Annotated in this window: 26 protein-coding genes and 1 pseudogene; 11 read left to right on the top strand and 16 right to left on the bottom strand. The window is 68.9% G+C overall.

Annotation, left to right across the window (positions count from 1 at the left end):
- Positions 1 to 180: 180 nt before the first annotated feature.
- The 3 genes from ABD901_RS22505 to ABD901_RS22495 all read right to left on the bottom strand — a co-directional run bounded on the left by ABD901_RS22505 (position 181) and on the right by ABD901_RS22495 (position 2,489).
- Complete coding sequence (locus tag ABD901_RS22505) at positions 181 to 1,584, bottom strand: ISNCY family transposase (RefSeq protein WP_345129082.1); 1,404 nt, start codon at positions 1,582 to 1,584, stop codon at positions 181 to 183.
- Between the two features lie 123 nt (positions 1,585 to 1,707).
- A complete protein-coding gene (locus tag ABD901_RS22500; protein WP_345129081.1) occupies positions 1,708 to 1,833 on the bottom strand; it encodes a hypothetical protein in 126 nt (41 codons plus the stop codon).
- Between the two features lie 5 nt (positions 1,834 to 1,838).
- Positions 1,839 to 2,489 (bottom strand): cysteine hydrolase family protein, encoded by a 651-nt coding sequence (locus ABD901_RS22495; RefSeq protein WP_345129080.1) that lies wholly within the window; start codon positions 2,487 to 2,489, stop codon positions 1,839 to 1,841.
- A 406-nt stretch (positions 2,490 to 2,895) separates the two neighbouring features.
- Between ABD901_RS22495 and ABD901_RS22490 the strand changes: the two genes are divergently transcribed.
- Positions 2,896 to 3,783: a fructose bisphosphate aldolase gene (locus ABD901_RS22490; RefSeq protein ID WP_345129079.1), complete on the top strand. Its 888-nt coding sequence runs from the start codon at positions 2,896 to 2,898 to the stop codon at positions 3,781 to 3,783.
- A 94-nt stretch (positions 3,784 to 3,877) separates the two neighbouring features.
- Here ABD901_RS22490 and ABD901_RS22485 read toward each other — a convergent pair whose 3' ends face one another.
- Positions 3,878 to 4,540 carry a hypothetical protein gene (locus tag ABD901_RS22485; protein ID WP_345129078.1) on the bottom strand — a complete coding sequence of 221 codons (663 nt, stop codon included), beginning with the start codon at positions 4,538 to 4,540 and terminating at the stop codon, positions 3,878 to 3,880.
- 163 nt (positions 4,541 to 4,703) lie between these two features.
- On the opposite strand from ABD901_RS22485, the gene ABD901_RS22480 reads away from it, so the two are divergent.
- The 5 genes from ABD901_RS22480 to ABD901_RS22460 all read left to right on the top strand — a co-directional run bounded on the left by ABD901_RS22480 (position 4,704) and on the right by ABD901_RS22460 (position 9,666).
- Positions 4,704 to 5,837, top strand: coding sequence for a sensor histidine kinase (locus ABD901_RS22480; protein ID WP_345129077.1), 1,134 nt, complete (start codon positions 4,704 to 4,706; stop codon positions 5,835 to 5,837).
- Complete coding sequence (locus ABD901_RS22475; RefSeq protein ID WP_345129076.1) at positions 5,834 to 6,487, top strand: response regulator; 654 nt, start codon at positions 5,834 to 5,836, stop codon at positions 6,485 to 6,487. The genes ABD901_RS22480 and ABD901_RS22475 overlap by 4 nt, the downstream gene beginning before the upstream one ends.
- Positions 6,488 to 6,940: 453 nt before the next feature.
- Complete coding sequence (locus ABD901_RS22470; protein WP_345129075.1) at positions 6,941 to 7,228, top strand: hypothetical protein; 288 nt, start codon at positions 6,941 to 6,943, stop codon at positions 7,226 to 7,228.
- A gap of 393 nt (positions 7,229 to 7,621) precedes the next feature.
- The gene (locus ABD901_RS22465; protein ID WP_345129117.1) at positions 7,622 to 8,122 is read left to right on the top strand and encodes a PH domain-containing protein; all 501 of its coding nucleotides are present in this window, start codon (positions 7,622 to 7,624) and stop codon (positions 8,120 to 8,122) included.
- On the top strand, positions 8,119 to 9,666 hold the full coding sequence (locus ABD901_RS22460) for a PH domain-containing protein (RefSeq protein ID WP_345129074.1): 1,548 nt from the start codon (positions 8,119 to 8,121) through the stop codon (positions 9,664 to 9,666). Before ABD901_RS22465 ends, ABD901_RS22460 begins: the two co-directional genes overlap by 4 nt.
- Before the next feature lie 51 nt (positions 9,667 to 9,717).
- Here the strand turns inward: ABD901_RS22460 and ABD901_RS22455 are convergent, their stop codons facing one another.
- From ABD901_RS22455 to ABD901_RS22445, 3 genes are all read right to left on the bottom strand, one after another.
- The gene (locus tag ABD901_RS22455; RefSeq protein WP_345129073.1) at positions 9,718 to 9,996 is read right to left on the bottom strand and encodes a sigma factor; all 279 of its coding nucleotides are present in this window, start codon (positions 9,994 to 9,996) and stop codon (positions 9,718 to 9,720) included.
- Positions 9,997 to 10,063: 67 nt separating this feature from the next.
- Positions 10,064 to 11,164 (bottom strand): hypothetical protein, encoded by a 1,101-nt coding sequence (locus tag ABD901_RS22450; protein WP_345129072.1) that lies wholly within the window; start codon positions 11,162 to 11,164, stop codon positions 10,064 to 10,066.
- 80 nt (positions 11,165 to 11,244) lie between these two features.
- Positions 11,245 to 11,778, bottom strand: coding sequence for a SigE family RNA polymerase sigma factor (locus tag ABD901_RS22445; RefSeq protein WP_345129071.1), 534 nt, complete (start codon positions 11,776 to 11,778; stop codon positions 11,245 to 11,247).
- A gap of 247 nt (positions 11,779 to 12,025) precedes the next feature.
- On the opposite strand from ABD901_RS22445, the gene ABD901_RS22440 reads away from it, so the two are divergent.
- Together ABD901_RS22440 and ABD901_RS22435 are read left to right on the top strand one after the other, a co-directional pair.
- Entirely contained in the window at positions 12,026 to 12,247 is a 222-nt protein-coding gene (locus tag ABD901_RS22440) for a PadR family transcriptional regulator (RefSeq protein WP_345129070.1), read from the top strand.
- A gap of 71 nt (positions 12,248 to 12,318) precedes the next feature.
- The gene (locus ABD901_RS22435) at positions 12,319 to 12,456 is read left to right on the top strand and encodes a hypothetical protein (protein ID WP_345129069.1); all 138 of its coding nucleotides are present in this window, start codon (positions 12,319 to 12,321) and stop codon (positions 12,454 to 12,456) included.
- Between the two features lie 124 nt (positions 12,457 to 12,580).
- Here the strand turns inward: ABD901_RS22435 and ABD901_RS22430 are convergent, their stop codons facing one another.
- Positions 12,581 to 12,862 carry a hypothetical protein gene (locus ABD901_RS22430; RefSeq protein WP_345129068.1) on the bottom strand — a complete coding sequence of 94 codons (282 nt, stop codon included), beginning with the start codon at positions 12,860 to 12,862 and terminating at the stop codon, positions 12,581 to 12,583.
- 271 nt (positions 12,863 to 13,133) lie between these two features.
- Here ABD901_RS22430 and ABD901_RS22425 point away from each other — a divergent pair, with 271 nt between their 5' ends.
- A complete protein-coding gene (locus ABD901_RS22425; RefSeq protein WP_345129067.1) occupies positions 13,134 to 13,703 on the top strand; it encodes a hypothetical protein in 570 nt (189 codons plus the stop codon).
- Between the two features lie 156 nt (positions 13,704 to 13,859).
- On the opposite strand, the gene ABD901_RS22420 is transcribed toward ABD901_RS22425, so the two are convergent.
- The 6 genes and pseudogenes from ABD901_RS22420 to ABD901_RS22395 all read right to left on the bottom strand — a co-directional run bounded on the left by ABD901_RS22420 (position 13,860) and on the right by ABD901_RS22395 (position 18,942).
- Positions 13,860 to 14,435 carry a uridine kinase family protein gene (locus ABD901_RS22420; protein ID WP_345129066.1) on the bottom strand — a complete coding sequence of 192 codons (576 nt, stop codon included), beginning with the start codon at positions 14,433 to 14,435 and terminating at the stop codon, positions 13,860 to 13,862.
- A gap of 214 nt (positions 14,436 to 14,649) precedes the next feature.
- On the bottom strand, positions 14,650 to 15,717 hold the full coding sequence (locus ABD901_RS22415) for a serine hydrolase domain-containing protein (RefSeq protein WP_345129065.1): 1,068 nt from the start codon (positions 15,715 to 15,717) through the stop codon (positions 14,650 to 14,652).
- A 274-nt stretch (positions 15,718 to 15,991) separates the two neighbouring features.
- The gene (locus tag ABD901_RS22410) at positions 15,992 to 16,804 is read right to left on the bottom strand and encodes a dienelactone hydrolase family protein (protein ID WP_345129064.1); all 813 of its coding nucleotides are present in this window, start codon (positions 16,802 to 16,804) and stop codon (positions 15,992 to 15,994) included.
- Between the two features lie 157 nt (positions 16,805 to 16,961).
- A pseudogene (locus ABD901_RS22405) lies at positions 16,962 to 17,363 on the bottom strand (transposase); the annotation flags it as partial.
- Positions 17,364 to 17,590: 227 nt separating this feature from the next.
- Complete coding sequence (locus tag ABD901_RS22400) at positions 17,591 to 18,415, bottom strand: hypothetical protein (protein ID WP_345129063.1); 825 nt, start codon at positions 18,413 to 18,415, stop codon at positions 17,591 to 17,593.
- Between the two features lie 2 nt (positions 18,416 to 18,417).
- Positions 18,418 to 18,942, bottom strand: coding sequence for a SigE family RNA polymerase sigma factor (locus ABD901_RS22395; RefSeq protein ID WP_345129062.1), 525 nt, complete (start codon positions 18,940 to 18,942; stop codon positions 18,418 to 18,420).
- A gap of 325 nt (positions 18,943 to 19,267) precedes the next feature.
- Between ABD901_RS22395 and ABD901_RS22390 the strand changes: the two genes are divergently transcribed.
- Complete coding sequence (locus tag ABD901_RS22390) at positions 19,268 to 19,822, top strand: hypothetical protein (protein WP_345129061.1); 555 nt, start codon at positions 19,268 to 19,270, stop codon at positions 19,820 to 19,822.
- Positions 19,823 to 20,183: 361 nt separating this feature from the next.
- Positions 20,184 to 20,963, top strand: coding sequence for a polysaccharide deacetylase family protein (locus tag ABD901_RS22385; RefSeq protein WP_345129060.1), 780 nt, complete (start codon positions 20,184 to 20,186; stop codon positions 20,961 to 20,963).
- Between the two features lie 142 nt (positions 20,964 to 21,105).
- Here ABD901_RS22385 and ABD901_RS22380 read toward each other — a convergent pair whose 3' ends face one another.
- A complete protein-coding gene (locus ABD901_RS22380) occupies positions 21,106 to 21,822 on the bottom strand; it encodes a response regulator (RefSeq protein ID WP_345129059.1) in 717 nt (238 codons plus the stop codon).
- Positions 21,819 to 23,447, bottom strand: coding sequence for a sensor histidine kinase (locus ABD901_RS22375; protein ID WP_345129058.1), 1,629 nt, complete (start codon positions 23,445 to 23,447; stop codon positions 21,819 to 21,821). Before ABD901_RS22375 ends, ABD901_RS22380 begins: the two co-directional genes overlap by 4 nt.
- Between the last annotated feature and the right edge of the window lie 127 nt (positions 23,448 to 23,574).

The raw sequence follows: 23,574 nt of genomic DNA, 5'->3' as shown, positions 1-23,574 counted from the left end.
TTGGGCATACATGTCACTGACCGCGTCCGCTACTCGGCAGACGAGTGAGGGCCTAACTCGGGCGAACGCGGGGAGCAACGTTCAGGGGGTCTAACTACTTCGACCTGAAAAAGTAGGTGTGGGTGCGCTGCCCGCGGCTGAGTCCGTGGGCAGCGGTGGGTGTGGGCTGTGCGGGGTTGGTCATGCCGCCTGGGGTGTTGCCAGGCGGGTGACTTTGGTGAGGTTGTGGGCGAAGATGCCGTGTCCGCACCAGATCCGGGCGCCGGTCAGGGTGGTGAGCCGGGTGCGGTTCCAGCCGTAGCGGTGCTTGAGGTGGCTGATGCGGCCTTCGCAGCCGGTGCGCCATTTGACGAGCTTGCGGAACGCTGGGCGTTGTTCGTGCTGGCGGCGGACGGCGCCGGTGGTGCCCTTGCGGGGAATCGCGACGGTGTGGACGCCCAGGTCGTGCAGCCGTGTTTCGATGGCGGCTTCACCGTAGCCGCGGTCGGCGGCGACGGCCCGGGGGACTCGGCCGGTGCGTTGGTGGATGCGTCGGATCGCCGGTTCCAGTTGCGGGGCGTCGGCCGGGTTGCCGATTTCGACAGTGTGGTCCAGGACGATGCCGTCGGTGTTGTCGAGGACCTGAGCCTTGTAGCCGAATTCAACGGGTCGGTCGATACGGCCCTTGCGGATCGGTCTGGCCTGCGGGTCGTGGAGGCTGACCAGGCGGGTGGCCGAGTCCGGTTTGCCGCCGTCAAGCCGGGTGCGGGCCTGAGCGGTCACCCGCGCGGCCCGTGCGAGGAGCGTGTCGAGCTCGTTGACGGCCCGTTGCAGACGGCCCCGAGCCCGGCCGGTAGTGCGCGGCAGCGACCGGCGGGCGTTGCGCAGGACTGCGGCCGCTTCGACGGCGGTCTGCTCGACCAGACCGGCCAGCTCACCGGTGATCCGCGCGATGGTCCGGTGGGTCTCCTCGCGGGCTGCCGCACCTCGCAGGTGCAGGTTCATGGCGATCGCGCGGACCCGCCGGGCGGCGGCGCGACTACGGTCGCGGAACCTCGTGCGCGGTGCTGCGCCGACGGTCTTGATCCGCCGCACCAGCCGGCCGATCTTCACCACTGCCCTCGCGAGGAGGCCGGAGTCGGTCGGGTACTGCACGTTCGCCGACACCACGGTGGTGTCGGCGCGGACTTTTCCCGTCTTCACCACCCTCGCCTCAACCGCCTTCGCGAGGAGTTCATCGTTGAGCGCGGCGATTGCCTGCTCCCCGCACCGGGTGGTGAGCTTCATCAGCGTCGTCGGGTGCGGCACCCGGCCGTCGATGTCGATGCGGCAGAACCGCCGCCACGAGATCGAGTCCGACACCTCCGCACACAGCGACTCGTAACCGAGGCGGTAGCGATGCTTGAGGAACATCAACCGCAGATACGTCTCCATCGGCACACTCGGCCGGCCCATCTGGGCCGAGAAGAACGGCACGAACGGGACGAAGAACCGCTCGTCGTCCAGCCACGCATCGACCCGTTCCAGCTCCGCCGGCAGCCGCAGGCACACCTCCGGCAGCACCGACTCCCACAACGACGGCTGCACGTTCCGCGTCCGTAGCATGACCGCAATCCCTTGCGCGTCAACGACTTCCTGCCATCAGCCATTGTGGCAACCCGGCGTGTCCGGCACGGCCGGACACGCCGAAAACCATCGGTCTACTTTTTCAGGTCGAAGTAACTATGCTCAGCCGGCGAGCGGGCCGTTCGTGCCGGGTCCTGCCGACCGCGTGACGCTGACCATGCCGGTGTGAGTGAGGAAGCTGGTCAGGGGGTCGGGGCGGTACTGGATGCGCTTGAGTCGGTTCTTCACCACGGCTATCGGGCCATTTTGTCGACGACCTCATTGGCCGATAGCACCGCATGGGCAAGGAACTGGTAGTTGATGACGGCAGCCTGATAGCCGTCACCCCAGTCCGGATGCCGAGGGCCTGCGGTGGCGTCTCTGACGACAGCGACCTCAAAGCCCTGTTCGAGGAACTCGCGCAAATGCGATTCGACACACATGTTCGCTAGCATGCCGCCGAGGACGATTTTATTGATGCCCTGCTTGCGCAATTGCAGTACAAGGTCATTGTTTTGTGGTCCGAACACCTTGTGTGGACTGACGACGACCGTCTTGCCGTCCTCGATGTAGGGCTTAAAACGATCCAGCCAGTCCGCTCCAGAATTCACGAAACCGGTCAAGTCGAGTGGGCCGGGCCGGTCGAAGGTGCGCGTCTCGAGTTCCTCGGTCTCCAGCGGGCCGTTGAATTGCCAAGCATGGTCAGAGGGATAGAAGTAGTGGGGTGAGATGAACACCTTGTAGCCGTGCTGCTTCGCGGCCTTGAAGATACGCTCCATGTTTTCGACGGTCCCGTTCTCCGTCACGCTGGCCCCGACCGCCGCCCAGCTTGCGCCGTCTTCGCTCAGTACGTCGTTTTGAGGATCTGTGTACACAACTGCAGTGTCAGCCTGTCGGATCTCCATCGTTACCGCTCCGTGAATTCTGCGTGTCGGCGCCGGGCCGTAAAGCTTTTGTGGTTCGCGTAGCTCCAGGGCTCGGATACCCATTGCGGGTTGCCGTAACCACCCCGCGGGTCGCCGCCCCGGAAGGCCCTTGGCTTGGCGCATCGTACGGATGGCCCGGCAAAGCGGGTACGCCCGCACTACATCGACCACCACATGTACAGGTGCCGCAAGGGCCCTTTAACATGCCGAGCCAAATCGCGGAGACCTTCGACCGTTGAATCGAGCTCGTGCGGTCGCCCAGCGTTCCGCGACCACCCCAAGACGCTTCAACGCCCACGTCATGAGCTGCGCGCCGCCGAAAATCGCGGTCTGGTGGTGCGCCATAACGTCGCCGGCCGGGCGGCGCTGGTGCCAGGATCGGGGCATGAACCAGGAGCAACGGTCAAAGATCGCAAACGGCCGCGGTTTCCTCGCCGCACTGGACCAAAGTGGCGGCAGCACCCCGAAGGCGCTGGCGCAGTACGGGGTGCCGGAGTCGGGCTATGCGACCGAGGACGAGATGTTCGACCTCATGCACGAGTTCCGGTCGCGGATCATCACCGCGCCGCCCTTCAACGGCGACCGCATCCTCGGCGCGATCCTGTTCGAGCAGACCATGGACCGCGACCTGGCCGGCACGGCCGCCCCGCTGTACCTGTGGGAGCACAAGCAGGTCGTCCCGTTCGTCAAGGTGGACGAGGGACTCGCCGGCGAGAAGGACGGCGTGCGGCTGATGAAGCCCTTCACCAAACTGGACGACCTGCTGGCGCGGGCCACCGGCCGCCGCGTGTTCGGCACCAAGATGCGCTCGTTCATCGCCCGGGCCGATCCGGCCGGTGTCAGCGCGGTGCTCGATCAACAGTTCGGCTACGCCGAGCGGATCCTCGACCTCGACCTCATGCCGATCATCGAGCCTGAGGTCGACATCCACAGCGACGAGAAGCAGTCGGCCGAGGAGTTGCTGCGGCAGGGCATCCTCGACCACCTGTCCGCACTGCCGGACGGGCGGCAGGTGATGCTCAAGCTTTCCATTCCGACGCAGGACGACTTCTACGCCGAGTTGATCGAGCATCCGAAGGTCCTGCGGGTGGTCGCCCTGTCCGGCGGCTATTCCCAGCATGATGCCGACGTCAGGCTCGCTCGCAACCACGGCCTGATCGCCAGCTTCTCTCGAGCGCTGACCCAGGATCTGCGGCGCCAGGAAACCGACGAAGAGTTCAACCGGGCGCTCGACACCTCCATCGCAGGCATCTACCGCGCCTCGACCACGTGAAGGACCGGAATCAAACGGTGCTGGCCGTGCTGCTCGACGGCGCGGTACACCGGTCAAGCCTGCCTGACCTGGGAACGCTCAACGCAACGGACCCTCAGTCGCCCGCGCGTGGCACTCGGTCGAGGCGGTGCCGCACGGCAGCGACGGCGACGCCGACGATCCAGACGATGCCCAGCAGCCGGTACAGCGGCTCGAGCTTGACCACCGGCGGCCATGCGATAGACACGAGCGACACCGCGATCACCGGCCCGGCCCAGCGCCCGTAGTGGAACACCCAGCGCGTACGCGTACCACCGCGCAGGCCGGCCAGCGAGGCCGCGGTCACGAGCGCGGCGAGGCCGCCGAGGTGCAGGGCGCCGCCGCACAGCAGCGTGGCCTTGCCCAGCGCGGCCACGACGTCGGCGCTGGCCGACCCCGCCGCGGCGGCGAGGGCCAGTGACGTGAGCACGGACAGCAGGAGGAACCCGGCCGCGGCCCGGTTGCCCCAGACGGCCACCTGCCCGAGGCGGCCGGGCCGGTCCGGCCACATGGTGGCGTACAGTCCGCGCCCGAACAGGTACAGGGCGGCGGCGGCGAGCGCCTGCAGCGCGCTCTGCGCCAGCACGGTGCCTGGGTTGCCGCTGTAGAAGGCGCGCAGGTCCGCGACCGAGGCGCCGGGCAGGTACAGGGTTCTGCCGGTGGTCAGCGCGCTGCCGGCGGCGATGCTACCGACGAACGCGATCACGAACACCGGGCCGAACCAACCCCATTTCGTCATACTGCGATCGTGCTGGCCCGGCCGTTGTGTGCCGTCCGAGCGGGCGCGGCACTTCACATACGTCAGGGCGCGTACGCGGCGGCGGGCGGTACGCTCCACGCGGTACACCCGGATCCGGCGGCCGACGCAGCACGGTGGGTGCCGGTTCGGGCATGATCGGGTGATGCGGTCGATCCGGTGGTTCGTGCGGCGGGCGCCGGTTGCCGACCTCCTGCTGGCCGGGGCGCTCATGGTGCTCGGCGTCGCCGGCCTCGCGGCGCCATGGGCCGGGAACCACGACCGTAGCCCTGAAGTGGCGGGCGCCGTGCTCGTCGTCCTAGCGGCGCTGCCCCTCGCCGTCCGGCGCGCGTGGCCGCTGGCAAGTCTGCTCGTCATCGCGGGCTCGACCGCCGTGTACCTCGTGCGCGGGTATCCGTACGGCCTGATCCTCGCGGCGCTGGCGGTCGCGGTGTACACCGCCGCGTCCCGGCTGGTCATGCCCCGCGCACTGCTGGCCGGCGCGCTGGCGCTGGCGCCGCTGGCCGTGCACGGGCTGCTGCCGGGCGGCGGGAGCGTCCCGGGTGCGATTGCGTCGGCCGCGGCGTGGGTGGTCGTACCGTTCGCGGTGGGCTGGATCGTGCGCACCGCCCGCGAGTCGGCCGCGCGCGACCGGACACTGCAGGCGCAGCGGTTCGCGTACGAGGAACGGCTGCGTATCGCGCAGGAGGTGCACGACGTGGTGGGGCACGGCCTGGCGGCGATCACCATGCAGGCCGAGATCGCCCTGCACGTGCTGCCCAAGCAGCCGCAGCAGGCCGAGGCGGCGCTGACGGCGATCAGCCGCACCGGCAAGGAGGCGCTGGACGAGCTGCGCGCCACGCTCGCGGTCGTGCGTTCCGGCGAGGCCGGCGGCGAACGGGCGCCGCAGCCGGAGCTGGCTCGCTTGGACGAGTTCGTGGGCCGGATGGCAGGCGCGGGCCTCGCGGTGACCGTCGAGGTGACCGGGGCGCCGCGCCGGCTGCCGGCCGCGGTCGACCTGGCGGCGTACCGGATCGTCCAGGAGGCGCTCACCAACGTGCTGCGCCACGCGGGCAGCCCGACCGCCGCAGTCCGCCTCGACCACCGGCCGGACCGGCTGCTGGTCGAAGTGACCGACGAGGGGCGCGGCGCTCCATCGGCCGCCGAGCGGCCCGGCCACGGCATCCCCGGCATGCGGGAACGGGCCGTCGCGCTCGGCGGTGACCTCACCGCGGGGCCGCGACCGGGCGGCGGGTTCCAGGTGTGCGCCCGGCTGCCCGTGCCGGAGCCGTCGTCATGATCCGGGCGCTCCTTGCCGACGACCAGGATCTCGTCCGGTTCGGCCTGCGGGTGCTGCTGGACAACGAGGACGATATGCAGGTCGCCGGGGAGGCCGCCGACGGGCTGCGGACGGTCGAGCTGGCCCGGCACCTGCGGCCGGACGTCGTGCTGATGGACGTGCGCATGCCGGGCATCGACGGCATCGAGGCGACCCGGCGGATCATGGCCGATCCGGACCTGTCGGCGACGCGGGTCATCGTGCTCACGACGTTCGAGGTGGACGAGTACATCTTCGCGGCGCTGCACGCGGGGGCCAGCGGGTTCCTCATGAAGGACACCAAGCCCGCGCAACTGCTGGACGCCGTGCGCCGGGTCGCGGCCGGGGACGCGTTACTGTCGCCATCGGTGACCCGCCGCGTGATCCGCGAGTTCGTGGCCGGGCGCGGGCGTCCGCGCCGTCCACATCCGTCGCTCACCGCCCTCACCGACCGGGAACGCGAGGTGCTCATCCTGGTCGCCGAGGGCCTGAGCAACGACGAAATCGCCAGCCGCCTCGTCATCAGCCCAGCCACTGCGCGTACCCACGTCAGCCGCATCATCAGTAAGCTGTCCGCCCGCGATCGGGCGCAGCTGGTGGTCATCGCCTACCAGTCCGGCCTGCTCGACTGACAGAGTGTTGTGTAACCGGATGAATTCGGGCAAATGCGGACGGACGGCCACTTGAACAGGCGAGCAACCTAGTACAGGCAACGGCACATGCGCTGCGAATTGCGGCTACTGAGCAGGCAGGTGGACGTCGTCTCCGTGTCCGTCGTGAATGACCTGTAGGGGCTTGCCTGACGTACTCGGCCGGGACATGGCGCAGGTGACGTACGTGCTCCGTGCTCACTTTGCGACCGCGCGACCAGTCGGTCCTGACGGAATGGGCGTTCCCTGCGCGGGTTCAGGAGCGCAGACTCGACACGTCCAGGAGTGGCGTTGCCGAGATCGACTCCGTGCAGTTTAGTTGGGATGGCATGCGTGAGGCGTACCGCGGCGCAGTCCGGAATCACCGAAGACACTTGGGCCACCGCCAAGCATCAGGTCCGCAGCGCCATACGTCACGCGGCGTACGAACGGCGGATGACCTGGCACGCGGAGATCGCCAACCAGGTCGACATCATCAGACTCGACCCGGAATCGTCGCTGATGAGCGACCTCCTCGCAGCGGTGTTCGAGGACGAGTACGCCACCGGCGGCCCGGCGCTGACGTCCATCGTCACGGTCAAGTACGGCGACCGGGAGCCTAGTTCGGCGTTCTTCACAGAGGCACGCAACCTCGGGTACCGGTTCACGGAACCGCTCACGTTCTGGGCCGAGGAGGTCCGCAAGGTCTTCGCCGAGCATGGGCGGCCCGATCGTCGCGGATGACGTTGCCCGGATCATCCACGGTTCGCCGCGACCGCCGAGCTGGGCGAGCAGGTGCTCGTGGTCGATGCTGCGAAGCCCGGGCGGGGCGTCGTGGCCGAGTGCGTAGTGTCCGCGGCGTAGGCTCTGCATGGAGGCGTGTCCGGTGATGATCACCTGTGCTGTCTTGGCATAGCGCTCGACGTGATGCCACGCCGACGGGACCAGCTCGTCGAGCACCACTGGACCCGACGATCTCGACCTGGTTCTGCTCGCCGTACACCTGCACCGGGGCCGGCGGTGTGCGATGGGTGACGTCTCCCATCAGCCGCCCACCCATGACATTTGTCCCGCCGATCGCACGACGAACGGGCCGATGATGACTGGATTCCGGATGCGAAGGTGAAAGGCGTGACTATGACGGCAGATGTGGTGCGGCTACGGCCTCCCATGCACCGGGTCAGCCCCCGCGCCTTGTGGTACTGGGCGGCCAAGGCCGCGGTGCTGTGGGTCGTGCTGCTCGTACCCCAGGTGATCTGGTGGTTTGCCGACAGCGACGGCGCGAGGCTCCCCCACCTGATCGTAGGTGTGGCGTGGCTCGTGCTGGCCGCCGCGCACCTGGCGGTGATGCCGCAGTGGCGCTACCGGGTGCACCGCTGGGAAGCCACCGACACCGCGGTGTACACCCAGACCGGCTGGCTCAGCCAGGAACGGCGGATCGCCCCGATCTCCCGGGTGCAGACCGTGGACAGCGAACGCGGGCCGATCGAGCAGCTGTTCAAGCTGGCGAACGTCACCGTGACCACCGCGTCGGCGGCCGGCCCCATCAAGATCGACGGCTTGGCTGCGAAGGATGCCGACCAGCTGGTCGCCGATCTGACCGCCCGGGTCGGTCAGACCATCGGGGACGCGACGTGACCACCGCGCTCGGCCCTGCCGAGGAGGCGGTGGTCGACGCCGGTGACGGCTGGCGTCGGCTGAGCCCCCGGATGCTGGCGGTACACCCGGTGATGGAGCTGCGGCGGCTGATCTTCCCGCTGGTCGCGGTGCTGATCGGGTTGCGCAACAACGACGGCGGCGACGGTGGTTGGTGGGCGCTGGGCATAGGCGGCATCGGCATCGCGCTCGGTTTCCTGCGCTACTTCACCACCTCGTTCCGGATCACCCCGGTCTATGTGCAGGTGCGCCGGGGCCTGTTCCGCCGCCGGACGCTGACCGTGCCGCGGGACAGGATCCGCACCGTGGACGTCACGTCGAACGTGCTGCACCGGATCTTCGGCTTGGCCCGGGTCACCGTCGGCACCGGCCAGACCGACAAGAAGAACGACGGCGTGAAGCTTGACGGGCTGAGCGCCGCCGCCGCCGAGAACCTGCACCGCGAGCTGCTGCATCGCCCGGCGGTCGAGCCGATCCCGGGCGTCGATTCGCCGACGCGGTCACAGCCCGCCGAAGCCGCGTCCGAGACCTTGCTGGCGGCTCTGGACCCGGCCTGGATCAGGTACGGCCCGTTCACGTTGTCCGGCTTGGTCACGATCGGTGTGCTGTTCGGTATCGGCTCCCGCCTGGTGAACGAGAGCCACATCGACCTCGCGAAGATCAGCTTCGTCCACGACTCGATCGACTACCTGCGGGACAGGCCGCTGCCGGTGGCGATCCTCCTGGTGGCCGCCGCAGTGGTCGTGTTCACCGCGATCGCGTCGACCGTCGGATACGTTCTGACGTTCTGGAACTTCCGGCTGAGCCGGCACAGCAGTGGCACGCTGCACGTGCGGCGTGGCCTGCTCACCACCCGCAACACCACCATCGAGGAACGCCGGCTACGCGGTGTGGAACTGAGCGAACCGCTGCTGCTGCGGGCGGTGCGCGGCGCCCGGGTCCTGGCTATCGCCACCGGCCTGCGGGTCGGCCGGGGCGCCGACCGCGGCGGTTCGGTCCTGCTGCCACCCGCGCCCCGCGCCGTCGCGGCGGACGTGGCCGGCACGGTCATCGGCGACGCGGGCCCGCTGGCCGTGGCTCTGACCCGGCACGGCCCCCGAGCCGGCCTGCGCAGGTTCACCCGCGCCGTCACAGTCAGCACTATTCTGATTCTGATCGTGCTGGCGTTCGTGCTCCTCGCCAGTGCCCCGTGGTGGGCGTTCTGGACGGCGCTGACGCTGCTGCCCATCGGCGCGCTCCTGGCCTTGGACCGGGCCGGGTCCCTGGGCCACGCACTCACCGCCGACTGGCTGGTCAGCCGGCACGGCAGCCTGGTACGACGCCGCTACGAACTGCGCACCGACGCAGTGATCGGCTGGAACATGACCACCTCCCTGTTCCAGCGCCGGGTAGGCCTGACCACTCTGGTCGCCACCACGGCCGGCGGCCGGCAGCGGTACTCCATCCTCGACGTCCCCGACGCCGAGGCGATCCGGGTGGCCCGCACCGCCGTCCCTGGCCTGCTGGAACAGTTCCTCGCCGACTGACCGAGTCGGCGACGAGCGCCTCCTGCTCCGGGTCGGCACCCGACTCCAGGCTCACCACCGGGTCGGGCACGTGGACCTCGCGCCAGGCCTGGCGGGTGCGCAGCATGTTCTGCGCACCCGCCCGACCACCGAAGTGAGCCACCCGCCCAGGTTCTCGATCTCGCCGCTGTTCGTCCGGCTGAGCCGCAGCCAGGTCTCCTGCGCCGCGTCGTCGGCCTCGGTGAGCGAGCCGAGCATGCGGTACGCCACCGGGCGCAGCTGGCCTGGCTGCTCCTCGAAACGCCGCGCCAGCCAGTCGTCGCTCGCCTGGTAGCTCGCTTCCGCGTTCATCTGTCACGTTCCTCCGTCGTGCCCGGTCATCTCACTGACCGATGAACGTCGGCTCATGTGACAAGGTTCAGCGCTTGCAGGTCCAGACCACCGGCACCGGCTGGACGTCGACGTTACCGTTCAGCGTGGACATCTGGCCGGCGATCGTCGTGCCGTCGTCGCTCAGCGTGTAGGCGTGCGCGTGCGGCTCCTGCTGGAAGCCCGGCAGCGCCGGCAACTGCACCGTCTCATCGCCGGCGACCAGCGCGGTGATTTCGACCATCCAGCCCTGCGCGTTGACGGACTCGAACACGCCGTCGCGGCTGTCGACCGCGCCGGTGCGCAGGTTCCAGCGGGGCCCGCTGATGGTCCGCTGCTTGCCGCGGTCGTACGCCGCCCAGCCCGACACCCAGCCATCGCGGATCGCCATCGCCGTGAAGTCGTCGGCCGGCCCGCCGTGCGCGGCGGGCACCGGCAGCCGCTGGAAGGACCCGTCCGGCTGCCACGCGGCGGCGACGCGCACACCACCCTGCTGCTTCGACACCTCGCCGACGACCGTGCCGTCCTCGTCGATCGCCGTCGCCTGGCCGGACCACTCGGGGCCGGGCAGGGCGAGCATCGTCGGCTGCTCCCCCGGCGACCGCCAGATCGCCGGCTTCTTGCCCACCGCTCCGGCGATGACCCGCCGCTCGTTGATGCCGTTCGCGACCGCCTCGCCGCCGGCCAGCCGGGTGTACTTCCCGTCGGCGTAGTACCACGCGGCGGTCTTGTCGCCCATGAAGCTGACGCCCACGGCCGCGCCCGTCGACGTGATGTCGCGCAGCGTCGGGTCGTCGCCCGGCATCGGGGCCTGGTGCACCTGGCCGTCCACCCAGATCACGGTCGACGGCTTAGTGCCCTGGTAGCTACGCCCGACGATGTACCGGCCGGTCGGGTCCGCGCCGCTCACGATCGCCTTCGGGCCCTGACCCGACGGCGTGCCCAGTTGACGTACCGAACAAACGATCTTGGCTTGTCCGGAAGCCTGCGCCGTCGCCGGAGCCACCGCGGGCACGCTGCCGTGCCGGTCGACGCCGACGACGGCGGTCCATCCTACGGCCAGGATCGTGACCGCCACCGCGGCGGCGCCGGCCGACCCGGCCAGCCACACTCGGCGACGGTGGCGCTCGCCGTCTGCCACCGCCCGCATGATGTCCACTGTGGATGGACCGGGCTCGCCGTCCATCGACCGGAAAACCGTTTCCCCGTACCGCTCGTCGGTATCCATCGTCAGCCTTCCTTCCGCGCGTGTTGTCTACGGTCGAGCTGGTCTGCGCCGCCGAGCAGCCGTCGCAGCGTGGCGAGTCCGCGTGAGCTCTGGCTCTTCACCGTTCCCGGCGAGCAGTCGAGCGCCATGGCGACGTCCTCCACCGGCATGTCACACAGGAACCGCAGGATCAGCACCGCCTGCTGCCTGCCCGGTACCTTCGCGAGCGCGGCCCGCACGGCCACCGCGTCGGCGACCCGGTCGTCCAGCGCCGCCCACGGGTCGGCCCGGTCGGGCGTCTGCGCCACCAGACCGACGCGTGCCCACGGACGCCGCTTCTCGTCGACGAAGGCGCGGACCAGCATCGTCCGCACGTACTTGTCCAGGTGCTCGATATCGCTGACTCGCCGCCAACGGATGTACAGCTTGGTGATCGTCTGCTGCACAAGATCGTCGGCGTGGTGGTCGTTGCCGCACAAGACGTACGCCAACTTCCGTAACGCCGGAAGCCGGCCGGTCACATACTCGGTGTACTGCTGCTGCACTTCCGCGCGCATTCCGCGTTCCCTTCCGCCCTGCGTCCCGACTCAAACGGCCGCACCCCGCCGGGAGGTTGCACGCTTTTCTCCGGGACTTTGCACGGCTTCGCCTTTGCGCACCCTGGTACTACGTGCGACGACGATCCGGGTGGCGTAATAGCAGGCGTGTAACGATGTCCACCAACCTGTTCTCGCTCGGCCGCTTCGGCGACCCCGCTGTGCTGATCCTCAGCAGCCCGCCGACGGCGACAAGCACGGCCGGGCGTTGATCAAGTGCATCGAGTCCTTCGCCGGAATCTCGCTCGGGCCGGGCACGCTTTACGGCGCGCTGAGCCGGCTGGAGGAGCGCAAACTGATCACGGCCCTGCCGGCCGACGACCGCCGCTGCCCTTACCGGATCACCCCGGCCGGCGCCGAGACGCTGCGGCGTACCTTGCCCACGCGTGCGGTGGCCAAGACCGGCCTGCGGCGGCTGGCGCAGGCATGAGAACTTCTGAGAACGACGGCCACGCAGGATAACGCCGGGATTCAGCCGACTACAGCGTGTAGCAGCCTTGCGTGCGTACCGTCGTCGACACCGGCCAGCAGCTCACCGCCGCGCAGCGCGACCGCGAGCGCTGCTGGCCGCAGGACGGTTCGGCCGACGCGGGTATCGGCCGCCAGCCCTTCTCGTCGGTGGTCAGCCAGAGGCGGTAGCTGGTCGCATCACAGACGGCCGTAACCCGCGCGGCCGTCACTGACCGCCATGCCCGTACGCTCGCTGAAACCGCTCCAGACCCGACGCTGGAACGACCGGATCAGCCGACGGAGCGGTTCGGCGTCAGTCGCGCTCCTCCACCCGGACAGGCAGTTCGTTCAACAGCGTGAACTCGAATTCGGTCTGCGTGGTGTCGGGTGCATCATCGGGCGACACGAGATACGACTCGACACGGAAGCCCAGGTTGAGCACGTCAGCGGCGCGGATGTGTTCAATGAGCTCTTCGGCAGCCGAAAGGTAGACGGTGTAGATGGTCGACGTCTCACCGTTCGGCTCGCCCGAGGTCTCGTAGGACGCTTCGGCACTGCTCTCATTCGGGGTCTCAGCTGCAAAGTCAACGGTCACGAGCCGCGAGCTTACGGCAGCTCGCTCCGGCCCGCGAGAAATCTGAAGTTCGACCGCGCGCGGCGCGCGCTCATCGGCAGGACAGCAAGCCTCAGCCTCGCCGGCGCGCCCTCACTCGCCGTGACGGCCGCGGTCCCGTCGGCGCGCAGCACCCGCGGCAGATGAGCGCAGCTGATCAAGCGGTCGAGCCGACAATGTGTGCTGGCCATGGCCACCGTCCTCAATTCGGCAGGACCGGAAGCCGTCGACCTTGCTGAGCTCGTCACCCGCTGTGACGGCCATTCGCCCGCTGACGCGCACCAACGGCGGCTTGAGCGGGGGATCTTTCATTCGCGGCGAATGCGCCCTGCTGGCGGTGGCGTTGATGTCGCATGATGATCGCGTGGGGAAGCACGGCTGGTCGGAGGGCAGGATCGACATCGCCACCATGTGGTTCCTCCGCGGGCTGGGAGGTCTGCTGCTCGGTTCGCTCGTTGTGGTGGTAGTTGCCGGCCTCGTCCCGTACGAACTCGACGGCATCCACGCCTCGTACTCCGGCATCCGAGGTCAGGTGGAGAACATCCAATGCGCAGACCGCAACGAATGCCATGCGGACTTCATCGGTGATGATGGCACCCGCATCACGGACGTGCGGCTCAACGGTCTCAGCAAGTCGCGAACGAGCTACAGCCGAGCGCGGGTGAGCTCGGCCCAGGCTACGGCAGCATGGCCCGACAGTCGCTTCAACGGCGTCGGCCTCGTGGTGCTCGCACTGGTCCTGACGGCGGCCGGCTGCTTGGCCGTTTTCGGACGGAACTCGAACTCCACCACGAGCCGTCACCGACGCCTCAGCGGAACCTGATCCGGATACCGTCTCCGAAGCGCACGCTTATCGGCTGCGGACGTCTCCGACCTGCTGCGAGCGCACGAACGGCGGCATGTTTGCGCATCCGATCAAGTCGTCGTGATGGTCGCCTTCATGGGCGGACCACGGAAGATGTGTACGGCTGCGCGGCTGTCATGTGGTGGCCACGCCGAACATCGAGGTGTCGACGATGATGTCGGCGCGGTTGCGGGTGTCGTCGGCGGCGAAGAAGGTGTCCTCTTCACGCATCCACCGCTGCCACAGTGCTGCCTTGCCGGGGAAGGCCGTGTCTCTTGCCATCCCACGGGCCAGTCGCAGCTCCGCGGGCGCCTCCACCCAGACGGCGTAGGCGAGGCGGCCTATCGTCTCGCTGCGGGTGCACGTGACGCCCTCCAGGACGATCGTGGGGAGCCACGGCTGGGTCTTCCACGCGCCCAGCGAGGATCCGTACCAGTCGTTCCAGTCCCTGGCCTGGTAAACGGCGTCTCGACCGGCTAGCAGTGGGGTGAGCACCTGAGCATCGAAGCGTGGCCACCAGTCTGCGAAGCAATCCCACGATACGAAGTCGTCGATCTCGATAATCGGAGCGGCGAGCAGTTTCGAAATCTGAGCTGCAAGGAAACTCTTGCCGGATCCGCTGGGGCCGTCGACGCCGACGATCCGAATACCGTTCACCGGGTCCCGCCGGGCAATGTCGGCGGCGATCGTCTGCGCCACATCGATAGCCATGTGTGAGCCTTTCCGTACGCCGACCGACGGATCACCGTAGCCGACCGGACCAACGCGCTGGCCGACAGGCGCACTCTTCGCGGCACGCGCGCGCCGACCCGCAGATCAGGCCGCGATAGTGGCGTACGGAGCGTGACGATCGCGGGTGAGCCGCAGCGCACGATCGGCGGCAAAGTAGTGCGGGTCGGACGGGGGTTCGATCCGGCATTGGCATTCAGCCGATGGGCACGGCGGCGTCGAAGGTCGCCACGGGCTCCCAGACCGAGTCCTCACCGACGCCGAGGATGGCCAGTGTGAGGTCGTGGTCCGGGTAATGACGCAGCAGGCCGCTGGTCCCGACGTTGACGCCATCCTTCTCGCAGCTGCGGATGCGGCCATCGGCGGTGAGCTTGAACGCGAAGCCGTAGCCGGTCATCCGGGTCAGGCCAGGCTTTCGGGTATGTACCTCGTGGGGTGCCAGCATGGCCCTGGTGAGTTCCGGCCCGAGAAGCTGGCCGGCCGCCAGGGCGCGATGGAAGGCGAGGAGATCTCCGACCGTCGCGTGCGCGCCGCCGGCCGGATCGCCGATCGGCGGATAGGAGTAGATGTTGCGCCGCCAGCCGATGATCCGTTGGTCCGCGCTCAGGATCGGTTCGACGCCCTCGGCCACGTCGGGCTCGACCACGTCCATCCGGAAGAAGCCGGATCGCGTCATGCCCGCCGGTCCGAACACGTTCGCGCATACGTAGTCCCGGTACGGCGCCTGGGTGGCTCGCTCGATCATCAGCCCAAGGAGCAGGTAGCCGCCGTTGCAGTACCGGCAGCCCTGTCCCGGCGGAAAGTTCGGCGGTTTGGTCACGAAGTGGGGGAGCTGGTCAGCGGTCTCGGTGAACGAGTAGCTCGGCTCGGCCACGAACAGGTCCTCGTAGCGCTCACCGGCCTCCTCGTCGGCGTCATCGGCGATTCCGGACGTGTGGGTGAGCAGATGGTACGGGGTAACCGCGGGTGAGATGGTTGTCCCCGCGAGTTCGAGATAGTCCACGGCCGAGGTGCCGAGATCGAACTCGCCGCGTTCCACGAGTTGGAGGGTGGCCACCGCGGTGAACAGCTTCGTTATCGATGCGGTGTCAAATCGGGTGTCGAGCCGGCACGGCGCCTGCCACGCCCGGTTGGCGTACCCGTAGGCCGCGGCGAAGATCTGTTCGCCGCGGCTGGTCGCCGTCACAGCGCCGGAGAAACGATCGTCCGCCGCCAGTCGGGCCAGCCTCGCCTGGAAGGCCGCGAGGTCGGGTGGGGCCGTCATCACTCGCTCGTTTCTGTCGAGAGGCCGTCGGGGTCACCATGCGCCGTCAGGATGCCGGTCGGCCGACGACATCGGCCACCCGATTTCCCTGTGACACATGGTGGGACTGTCGGGTCCGTCCAGTCGCAGCCTGTGGATGCACGCTCATCGGCAGTTCAGTGCATCGGCCGATGCCTGACACTCGTCACGCGGCGTGACCGAGTTCGCCGACCTTGCGCTCGCGGTCGGGCGGCACGTCCCGACACGTGATCTCTGGGCCGCCTGATGGTGATTCCTAGGGTTCTCGGCTGTCGTCGGTGAGGTGCTCGGCGATGAAGGTTCGCCAACGGGTGATCGCCGCGGGCGTGGTGTGCGTGTGGGGGCCGGCGTCGGTGACGAGGTGCTTGGTCTGGGATCCGATCAGGCCGAACAGTTCCAGTTGGCCGTCCCGGGGAAAGATCTGGTCGTCATGCTGGACGTGGAGCAGCAGCGGGGCGGTAATGCGGGCCGCGTCTCTGGCGACCCGTTCCGGCACCGCCATGCCGGGGTGCATGGCGCTGCACTGCCGGAGACCGAACTTCCCGAGGACCAGGCAACGGAACCGGTCGTTCATCTCGGCCGCCAGCGCCAGGCCGAACCGCGCCCCCATGGACATCCCAAGATAGGCGAGCCGGTCGGAGTCGACCCGACCGGAGATAACGGCGGCGTCGATGGCGGCCTGCCAATCCTCGATCATCCGGTCGAGGATCACCTCGATCCCGACCTCGGCGATTCGGGCCTGATACTGCTCGGCCTGCAGCGGGACCGGGACCCGCTCGCCGTGGTAAGGACCATCGATGGCGACCGCAGCGAAGCCGGCGTGCTTGATGAACCAGCGGGCATGCTCGACGACACGGACGCTTCGCTTGTGTCCGCTGCCGCCGTGGCCCAACAACACCAGCGGTACCGCAGCGGATCCCGACGGCGGCAGCCACAGCACGCCCGGAACGCGGCGGCCCGGCCGCGTGATGCGAAATGATCGCTCGATGACGCCGTCGATCACCTGGTCGTCAAGCCACTCGATGTCCGGGTGCACGACACCATCCAACCAGTCGGTCGACGGCTCCACTTTCCGTCGCCGCACAGCAGATCACCGTAGGTGACCACGGCCGGACATCGTTGCGGGCAACTCGCGGCCAGATGAGGAAGTGCCACTGATGCTGGCTCGCCACTTGCGGTAACGCCCCCGAACCCGACTTGCGGCAGACATCCCAGGATTCAAATTGTCAAGCGGCTGCTGTGTTGAGGTGGGCCCCGGCCGTGTTTTCGTCGTAGGCGGTGCGGGTCTTGAGACAGCCGTGGAGAATGCCGACGAGGCGGTTGCCCAGCTGGCGCAGCGCTGCGTGGTGGCCGATCTTCCGAGCTCTCATCGCGTCGTAGTAGGCGCGGGCGCCGGGCGAGCCGCGCAGGGCGCCGAGGGCCCATTGGTGCACGGCGTCGGCGAGGCGGTCGTTGTGGAGGTGGCGGGCCAGCACGGCTGTCTTCGTGCCGGAGGCCCGGGTGATCGGTGAGGTGCCGGCGTAGTTCTTGCGCGCCTTGGCGTCGGCATAACGCTTGGGGTCGTCGCCGAACTCGGCCAGCACCCGAGCACCGAGGACCACACCGAGGCCGGGCAGGCTGGTGTAGAGCCGCTTCCAGCGATAGGCGTCGTTACATGGAATGGTGCGGAGGTCGGCTGTGCGGTGGTTTCGGGCCACACGTTCGGGTGGCGGGTGGTGGGGTGGTGTGCGGCTGTGGACCCGGCCACCGGCCGGCAGACTCACCACCTCGATTCCGGCCACCTCGGCGGAGTCGGGCCGGTGGTGGTCGCGCCGGACGGAACGTGGCTGGCCACCACCGGCTACGGCGACGAGGATCAGCCGCGGAAGTCTGGCAACACCGCGAGGTCGGCCAGCTCCTGGTCGGTGAAGACCGGCTGGGTCAGCATGCCGAAGCCGGGCTGCTGGGCGCCGGGCCCCTGCTCCACGGACACCGCCCGGTCGTCGGCCACCCAGGTCGCTTGGACCTCACGCGGCACCTTGCCGCTGCCGCCCCGCCAGGACACCGCGACGGGGGTACCGGTGACCGCGGTCAGTACCGTACAACCGTCGTACGAGCCGGCGGCCTGGTAGGCGGCGGCGCACGGATCGTTGGTGCCGGGCGGGCCATAGTCGGTGAACGACAAGACCCGCACCATACCGGCCTTGCCGTCGCGGTAGACCTCGGTACTGATCGAGTAGCGCCAGCCAGTCTGCTGCCAGCCCTCCACAAGTGCGTAACGGATGAGCGGGTAGCCCGGCGCCGGAGTGGCGCCCGCCGCCGGAACGGTGTATCCGGCCGGTATCGCCGCAATAAGCGCGGCCAGCATCTGGTCGGCGCGCTGCTGTTGAGCGTCCGGGATCTTCGACACCGCACGACCGGTGGGCGACTTGGCCACCCCCGGGCTGCGTGCGCTGGAGGTGCCTGGCGCGCTGGGCGTGCCTGGCGCGCTGACGGTGCCTGACGCGCCAGGTACCGGTACCACCTGGATCGTGGCCGCCACCGCGGCGACCGCGGCCAGCGTGACTCCGCCGGCCCACCACCGGCGCCGGTGGTTTCTGGCCCGCCGCCCGGCCGCCACCATCTCCTCCCGGCTCGCCGGCCGCGGCCCGGCCTCGCCGAGCACCCGCACGAGCAGGTCCCGCACGTCGTTGTCGTGCATCGTCACTCCTTACCTGTGGAAGCGGTGTCGGGCACGCCGAGGCGGCGGCGCAAGGTTTCTAGCCCGCGGGCGGCCTGGCTCTTGACCGTGCCGGCCGAGATCCCGAGCAGCTCCGCGGTCTCCTCGACCGACAGGTCCTCCCAGAACCGCAGCACCAGTACGGCGCGCTGGCGCGTGGGAACGGCCGCCAGGGCGCGGCGCAGGATCAGGCGGTCGTCGACCCGGTCGGTCCCGGCCGGAGCACCCGGGTCGAGGTCGACAAACTCGGCCGTCGGCCGCTCCCGGCGCCACGGCCTGCGGCGCTCGTCGAGGAAGACCCGCACGAGGGTGCGCCGCACGTAGCGGTCGACCGGCTCCTTGCGTTGGATCCGGGGCCACGCCAGATAGAGCTTAGTGAATGCAGTCTGGGTGAGGTCGTGCGCCAAGTGCCAGTCGCCGCACAACAGGTAGGCGGTCGCCCGGACCGCCGCGCCTCGGGCGGCGTAGTAGTCGCCGAACTCCTGATCGCGGCTCGTGCCCGATCCCATGTGACCTCCCTCGTCCCTGACGCCAATACTCACGTAGGCAACGGGCCGGCGGGTTGCACCGGATTTCGAGGCGATCGTGGGCCGGTCCTCGTCGCGGATGAAGGCCACCATGTCGCCCACCACCTCCGAGTCCTTCACGATCCGCCGGTGCCCGAACCCCTTGGCGGGTCGCAAGCGCGCCGGTCCACGTGTCGGCGAGCGCAACGCGTAAGGATCTCGGCGTCCTGCCCGTCACGAACGACCACTGCCGGGATCTTCACAGGCGACGAAATCGCCGTAATGCGTCTAACAAGACGGTCGAATCCTCACATCACCAAGGTGGTCCATGATCACGTTCACACTCATCGGCAGGACCGGAAGCCGTCGACCTTTGCTGAGCTCGTTACCCGCTGTGACGGCCATTCGCCCACCGCCGCGCACCAACGGCGGCAGAAGCGGATGCCGCTGGGACACCTTCGGCGCGTGGGACCATTTGTTGATGGTCATGGAGCCGGTGCCCAGCTACGAGGACTTGATCTGGTTGTTCGAGGCCGAGCCGGTCTACCGGTACGCCGAGGACGAGCGCGCGACGGGCTATGAGCTCGACTGGCGGGAACTGTGGCCATATACGTCGGTCACGTTCAGGACCACGCGGGGTGGCCATGACATCGAGATGGACATCGAGCCGGGGTACGAGCTCGTCCGGCTGCGGCTGCATGCCGCATCCGGCGCCGAGCTACTCGACCTCGATCTTCGGGGCGTGCGCAGCGTCGGGGTCGAGCGCATCCATGGCCGCGAGCTGCTACGTGTGGACTTTCCGGATAACTCGCCAGCCTCGACGCTGTGGTTACGGATGAAGCCGGACGTGACCGTCGTCTGGTCCTACAACTCTTTGAACTGACCTTGCACGCGCGGATCGCGGTATGAGCGGACGCTGAGTGTGCTTGATTCGCAGGCTTCGATCAATCGGTTCCACGTCCTCCGCAAAAGGTGACCTTCAAGGTCAGCGAGATGCGGTGGCGGGGCCGTTTGTCAACGGTACAAGCCCTGGCGTCCCCGGCACCCACACCAGCCGGCCCTCCCGGCGACCAGAGCTGCTCGACAGCTTGACACCACCACACGCGCCCGGCCATGCTCACCGCGTATTCAGGCGGTCCCTAGGCCGTGGCAACACCCCGGTGCTATCACCGGCCAGGGGTATTCCGCGCGACACCCCCAACTGGAGTTCATCCGTGCCCTGGCGCCGCACAGCCGTACTCGGGTTGACCGTCCTGATACTGACGCTTGGTGGCAGTAACAGCCCGCCCTCGCATCCGACCGCGCCGGTCAGTCCGGTGCTGCTGGCGGTGCGGCATCCCGCGCCGACAACACCTCCGACGACGCCGAGCCCCGCCCCCTCGGCTTCCGTCCCTGCACCTGCCGTCACTGCCGGCACCGGCCCGGCCGGATCGCTGCGCACCACTGGGTCAGCCGCGGTCGCGTTGACCTTCGACGACGGCCCATGGGACGACACCCCCGCGGTGCTGGACCTGCTGGCCCAGTACCACATCAAGGCGACGTTCTGCATGATCGGCAGGCAGGTCGCGGCGCACGCCGCGCTGGTACGGCGGATGGTGGCCGAGGGACACACGCTGTGCAACCACACGTGGAGCCACGACGAGATGCTGCGTACCCGCCCCGCCGATCGGATCAACGCTGAGCTGCAACGCACCAACGACGCGATCCACGCGGTCGTACCCGGCGCGGCAATCGGCTATTTCCGTGCCCCCGGAGGCAACTTCTCGCCGCAGCTCGTGAGCACCGCGGCCGGCATGGGGATGACCTCGATTTACTGGAGCGTCGATCCGCAGGACTGGCGCGGCCCCGGGGTTCAGTCGATCATCACCAACGTGCTGACAAACACCCGGCCAGGCTCAATCGTGCTCCTGCATGACGGCGCCGGGCCACAGACTGTCACCGCGTTACGAACGATCCTGCCCAACCTGGCCAGTCGGTACACACTGACCGCCCTCCCGGACCCCGATTCCCATGGCAACGCCTGACGGTGCGCCGTCCGGCGGCCAGCGCGAAGCTGTGGAACCACGGCCCGCTTCCGCGCTTCGCGCGAGCCAGGGCAGGCAGGACCGGGCAACCTGTTGATATTGGGCACTCGCTGCGGCATGGAGCACGAGGGTCGAGAGGTACTCAGCCTCCCGGCAAGCCGGTGTCGGTGCCCGAGTCCCTGTTGGTGTCGGCTGGGCCCTTCCAGCGGTACAAGTGCTCGGGCCGGCCGTTGGTCCCGTAGCGCAGGCTCACGGTCGCGGCGCCCTCCTGTTCGAGCGCGGCGAGGTAGCGCTGTGCGGTGGCGCGTGCGATGCCGAGTTCCGCCGCGATCTCGGCGGCGGTGCGTGCTGTCCGTGGCAGGGCGGCGAGCCGTTCTGCCACGAGCCGTGCAGTGACGCCCGACTGGCCTTTGGGCGCGGTTGGGCGGTCGCCGGCGCGCAGCTGGCGCACGGCACGATCGATGTCTTCCTGGCTGAGCTGGCTGCCGGCCGCCGTGGCGAGCGCGGTGCGATAGCGGCTGTACGCGGTGAGGCGATCCACGAACTGCTCCGCTGTGAAGGGCTTCAGAAGGTAGTTGAGCGCTCCGTGCGCGAGGGCTGCGCGCACCGCGGCTGCATCGGATGCTGCCGTGAGCATGATCGTGTCCACGTCGGTCTCGGCGAGTACCGCGAGTCCCGAGTCGTCGGGCAGGTAGGTGTCGAGCAGCATCAGGTCGGGCTGCTCGTCGGTGAGCATCCGGCGCGCGTCGGCCGCGGTCAGGGCGGTCCCGACGACCTGGAAGCCGGGTATGCGGCGGGTGAAGGCGACGTGGACCTTGGCGACCCGGAAGTCGTCCTCCACGACCAGTACGCGGATCATTTGTCGGCCCCCGCCGCGGCGACGGCCAGCACGGCGGGCAGGCGTGCGGCGAAGACGGCGCCGTGGCCGTCGCCGCCGGGCTGAGCCAGCCACACCTCGCCGCCGAGACTGCGAGCCGCCTGCTGGGAGAGGGCCAGGCCGAGCCCTCGGCTGTCGCCGGCTCGGGTTGAGACGCCCTGCACGAAGAGGCGGTCCACCAACGACGCGGCGACACCGTCGCCGGTGTCCGCCACACTCAGGTACAGCGTGTCCCGTTCCGCGGCGAGCACGATCTCCACCGACGCGGGCCGCGCCGCCCCGAGCCGGGCGGCGTCGATCGCGTTGTCCAGCAGGTTTCCCACGATGGTGATCACGTCGACCGGGGCGGTCACGCGTGCGTCCACCCAGCTCTCCTCACCGATGTCCAAGCGGACACCTTTCTCCGTGGCGATGGCCATCTTCGCCGCCAGGAACGCCCGCAGGTACGGGTCGCGGATGGCGTCGTGGTCGGTATCGGTCGCGGCGGCTGACGGAGCCGACAACATGTGCAGGTACTCCATCGCCTCGGCGTGGTGCCCCGTTTCGAGCAGCCCGGCGATCAAGTGCAGCCGGTTGGAGAACTCGTGCCGCTGGGCTCGCAGGCTCTCAGTCAGCGCACGGACCGCATCGAGTTCGTTGGTCAACACCTCGAGATCCGTGCGGTCCCGCAGGGTGAGCACGCGACCGAGGTTGCGCCCGTCGCGGCGCACCTGCCGGCGGTTGGCGATCAGCACCCGGTCACCGGCAACGGTGACGAGGTTGTCGGCGTCGCCGGAGCCGGACAGCGCCGACCGCACACCCGCGGGCAGGTCGATCTCGTCAAGCGGAGCCCCGACCGCCGGTTCGTTGCCCAGCAGCCGGATGGCTTCTCCGTTGTAGACGGAGATCCGGTCGGCGGCGTCCACGGCGAGCACGCCCTCGCTGATGCCGTGCAGTACCGCCTCCCGCTCCTGCACGAGCTCGGCCAGCTCGTGCGGCTCCAGGCCCAGAGTCAGCCGCCGCAGCCGCCGGGTCAGCAAGGCCGTCCCGGCCACGCCGAGGATGAGCGCGCCGCCGGCGAACAGGGCCGCCACACCCACCATCCCCCGCCAGCGCGTGTGGATGTCGTCCAGGCTGATGCCCACGCTGACGATGCCGACGACGTGACCGGCCAGGTCGCGCAGCGGAACCTTGGCCCGGGCCGAGTCGCCGAGGGTGCCGTGCTGGACGATCACCACCTCCCGCCCGGCCAGCGCCTCGGACGGGTCGGTACTGACCGGGTGCCCGAGCTCGGCGGGGTTCGGGTGCGACAGGCGCACGCCATCACGGTCAGTGACGACGACGAAGAGCACGCCGGTGCTTTGGCGCACGGCCTCCGCTCTTGCCTGGACCACCCCGTCCGGGTCGTACGAGCCGGTGCTGGGGTCGTACCGCGTCGCGGCCGCGACGATGGCCGGGTCGGCCGCGACCGACCGGGCGACGCCGCGGGCCCGCTCGCCGTACTGCGTGATCAGCTCGCGATCGAGCAGCCAGCCGAACAGCAACAGTCCGATGCAGACCACGATCGTGATCACGATGCTCTGCAGGACGAGTGCCTGACGGGTGAAGCTCATGCGCGGGCGAAGCATGGCATGACGGTACGACGCCGCGCCGCTGACGTCACGATCCGTCGCGAGCAAAACGCGCAGAACCTCCAGAACGTCACTTGCGCGCACAACGACTTCAAGGCTAGGAGCCCCCCGGAGGTTGCCCTAC

The sequence above is a fragment of the Dactylosporangium darangshiense genome (assembly GCF_039537565.1).
In the GTDB taxonomy this organism is placed as follows: Bacteria; Actinomycetota; Actinomycetes; order Mycobacteriales; family Micromonosporaceae; genus Dactylosporangium; species Dactylosporangium darangshiense.
Note: the sequence above shows the minus strand (reverse complement) of the source record. Positions and strands in the feature narration are given on the sequence as shown.